3 protein-coding genes are annotated in these 2,807 nt (G+C 74.3%); all 3 read right to left on the reverse strand.

Annotation, left to right across the window (positions count from 1 at the left end; all coding sequences use genetic code 11):
- A partial coding sequence (gene miaA, locus ACK5F2_RS01090) for a tRNA (adenosine(37)-N6)-dimethylallyltransferase MiaA (protein ID WP_409862164.1) occupies positions 1–474 on the reverse strand: 474 nt, incomplete at its 3' end.
- Positions 471–1,709: a multidrug effflux MFS transporter gene (locus ACK5F2_RS01095; RefSeq protein WP_409862166.1), complete on the reverse strand. Its 1,239-nt coding sequence runs from the start codon at positions 1,707–1,709 to the stop codon at positions 471–473. The genes ACK5F2_RS01095 and miaA, both read right to left, overlap by 4 nt.
- The coding region (locus tag ACK5F2_RS01100; protein ID WP_409862167.1) for a pseudouridine synthase at positions 1,709–2,807 on the reverse strand (1,099 nt) is incomplete at its 5' end. The genes ACK5F2_RS01095 and ACK5F2_RS01100, both read right to left, overlap by 1 nt.

A 2,807-nucleotide genomic window follows, 5' to 3' on the forward strand; every position in this document is an offset into this window, starting at 1 on the left:
CGCCAGGCGGGCCGCGGTGATGGGGTCCACCTCGGCCAGGCGCGCATGCATGGCCGGCCAGCCGATGCGCGCGGCCTCGGTGTCCAGCTCGAGGCGCAGGGCCTCGTCGGCCTGGGGCAGGGGCGAGAGGCCCTCGAACAAGGCCTTGAAATACAGCATGGTGCCGCCCACCAGCAGGGGCAGGCGGCCGCGGGCCAGGACCTCGGCGGCCAGGCGCTGCGCGTCGCGCGCGAACTCGGCGGCGCTGTAGCTCTCCCGCGGGTCCAGGATGTCAATCAGGTGGTGGGGGGCGATGGCCTGCTCGGCCGGCGTGGGCTTGGCCGTGCCGATGTCCATGCCGCGGTAGACCAGGGCCGAGTCCACGCTGATGATTTCCAGCGGCAGGTACTGGGCCAGGGCCAGGGCGGCGGCGGTCTTGCCGCAGCCGGTGGGGCCGGCCAGGCAGATGGGGCGCAGCTTCAAGTTCGTGTTCATGAGTGAGTGTCGGGGCGGGCCTGGGTCTGCACCAGGGTCCAGGCGCACAGCGCAGCCCCCGCGCCCAGCACGGCCATGGTGGCGGCCATGGGGCGCACCGTGCCGTCCAGGCTCAGGCTGAGCCAGGCGCCCACAAGAAATGCGCCCAGGGCGGAGACAAAGCCCGAGAGCGCGGCTGCCGTGCCCGCCAGCTGGGGAAAGGGGCCGACCGCCCCCACCTGGCTGCAGGGCTGCAGCACCCCATGGCCCAGCATGATGAAGACATGCGGCAGCAGCAGGGCCGGGGCCGAGGGCGGCAGCACCCAGGCCGCCAGGGCCATGCCCAGGGCGCCGGTGGCGGTGAAGAGCGCGCCGCGCCGCGCGGTGGCGGCCAGGCTCAGGCGCGCGAGCCAGCGCCGGCACAGCAGGGTGCCCAGCACATAGATGCCCGCCCCCGCGCCCACCACCAGGCCGTAGCTGCCGCGGCCCAGGCCCAGCACCTCGATGAAGACAAAGGCCGAGGCCGCCAGAAAGGTGTAGAGCGTGCCGTAGGCCAGGGTGGTGAGCAGGGTGTAGGCGCGAAAGCCCGGATGCGCCGCCACCTGGGCCCAGTTGGCCAGCAAGCGGCGCGGCTGCAGTGCCAGGGGATCGCGGCGGCTCAGGCTCTCGGGGATGCGCCGCGTGACCACCACCAGCGCCGTCACGCCCGCCAGGGCGATGGCCAGCAAGGTCCAGCGCCAGCCCAGGGTGGCGGCCAACAGACCGCCCAAGGGTGGGCTGAGCATGGCCAGCAGACCCAGGCCGCCCAGGGCCCGGGCCATGACGCGCGCGCCCTCGTGCGGGGCGAACCAGTCGCGCAGCATGGCGCGGGCCCCCACCACCGAGGCGGCCAGACCCAGGCCTTGCATCACCCGGCACAGCACCAGCAGCTCGATATCGGCGGCCAGGGCGCCGCCCGCACCCTCCATGGCGAAGAGCGTGAGTCCGCCCAGCAGCACGGGGCGGCGGCCCAGGCGATCCGACAGCGGCCCCATCAGCAGCTGCCCCAGGCCGAAGGCCAGGATCAGGCCCGAGAGCGTGAGCTGGGTGGCCGACATGGCCGCCCCCAGCTCGGCGCGCAGGGCCGGCAGGGCAGGCAGGTAGAGATCGGTGCCGATGGGCTGCAGGCCCAGCAGCAGGGCCAGGGCCAGCACCTGCCAGCCCAGGCTGGGGCGGGCGGGCAGGCCGCTGGCGCCCGTGGTGGCAGCCGCGGGCATCAGTCGAAGCGCTCCCAGGGCGCGAGGTAGCGCCACTGGCCCGCGGGCAGATGGCCCAGATTGATGCGGCCGATGCGCACCCGCTTCAGGCCCACGACCTTGAGTCCCACCAGCTCGCACATGCGGCGGATCTGGCGCTTGCGGCCCTCGCGCAGCACGAAGCGCAGCTGGTCCTCATTGATCCAGCTGACCTTGGCGGGCTTGAGCTGCACGCCATCCAGCTCCAGACCATGGTTCAGCAGGGCCAGGTCTTGCTCGGGAAAGTCCTTCATGGGGGAGGCCTGGCCGCGCAGGACGACGCCGGGCCGCCCCAAGTCGCCCTGTCCCCCCTGGGGGGCGGCGGCACGGCCGCCTGGGGGCCCCAGGTACTCCACACGCACCAGGTACTCCTTCTCGACCTTGCTCTCCTCGCCGATCAGCAGCTTGGCCACGCGGCCGTCCTGCGTCAGCACCAAGAGGCCGGTGGAGTCGATGTCCAGACGGCCGGCCGGGGCCAGGCCGCGCGCATGACCGGCGTGGTACTTCAGGCCGGAGGGGTCGTCCTTCCAGTGTGTGGCGCTCTTGACCAGCACGGAGGCGGGCTCATAGCCGTCCTCGGCCTGGCCGGAGACATAGCCGATGGGCTTGTGCAGCAGGATGGTGACCTGCTTGGCCTGCTCCTGGCGGGCGGCGGGGTCCACCTCGATACGGGCCTCGGGGCCCACGCGCTGGCCCAGCACGGCCAGCTCGCCGTCCACGCGCACCCAGCCGGCGGCGATCCATTCAGCGGCCGCGCGGCGCGCGGCCAGGCCCAGGGCCGTCATGCGCTTGGACAGGCGCTCGCCTTCGGGGCCGTCGCCCTCATCGGCGCGGAGGCGAGGGGCCGGGCGCGGCCGGGGCTGGGCCGGGCTCTCCGGCGGGCGCACGCCGGTGGCACGGCGCTGATCGCGCCGCGGCGGCGTACCGGCCTCGGGCGCGGGGCCGCGGGGGCGGGCAGGCGCGCCGCTCCCACCGCCCATGTCCTCGCGGCGGAAGCTGCCGCCGCCTGCGCTCTTGCGCGGCGCGGACTTGGCGGCGGGGCCGCCGTGGCCACTTTGGCCGCCGTGACCTGCTAGAGCG

Source organism: Roseateles sp. (genome assembly GCF_046300915.1).
Classification (GTDB): domain Bacteria; phylum Pseudomonadota; class Gammaproteobacteria; order Burkholderiales; family Burkholderiaceae_C; genus Kinneretia.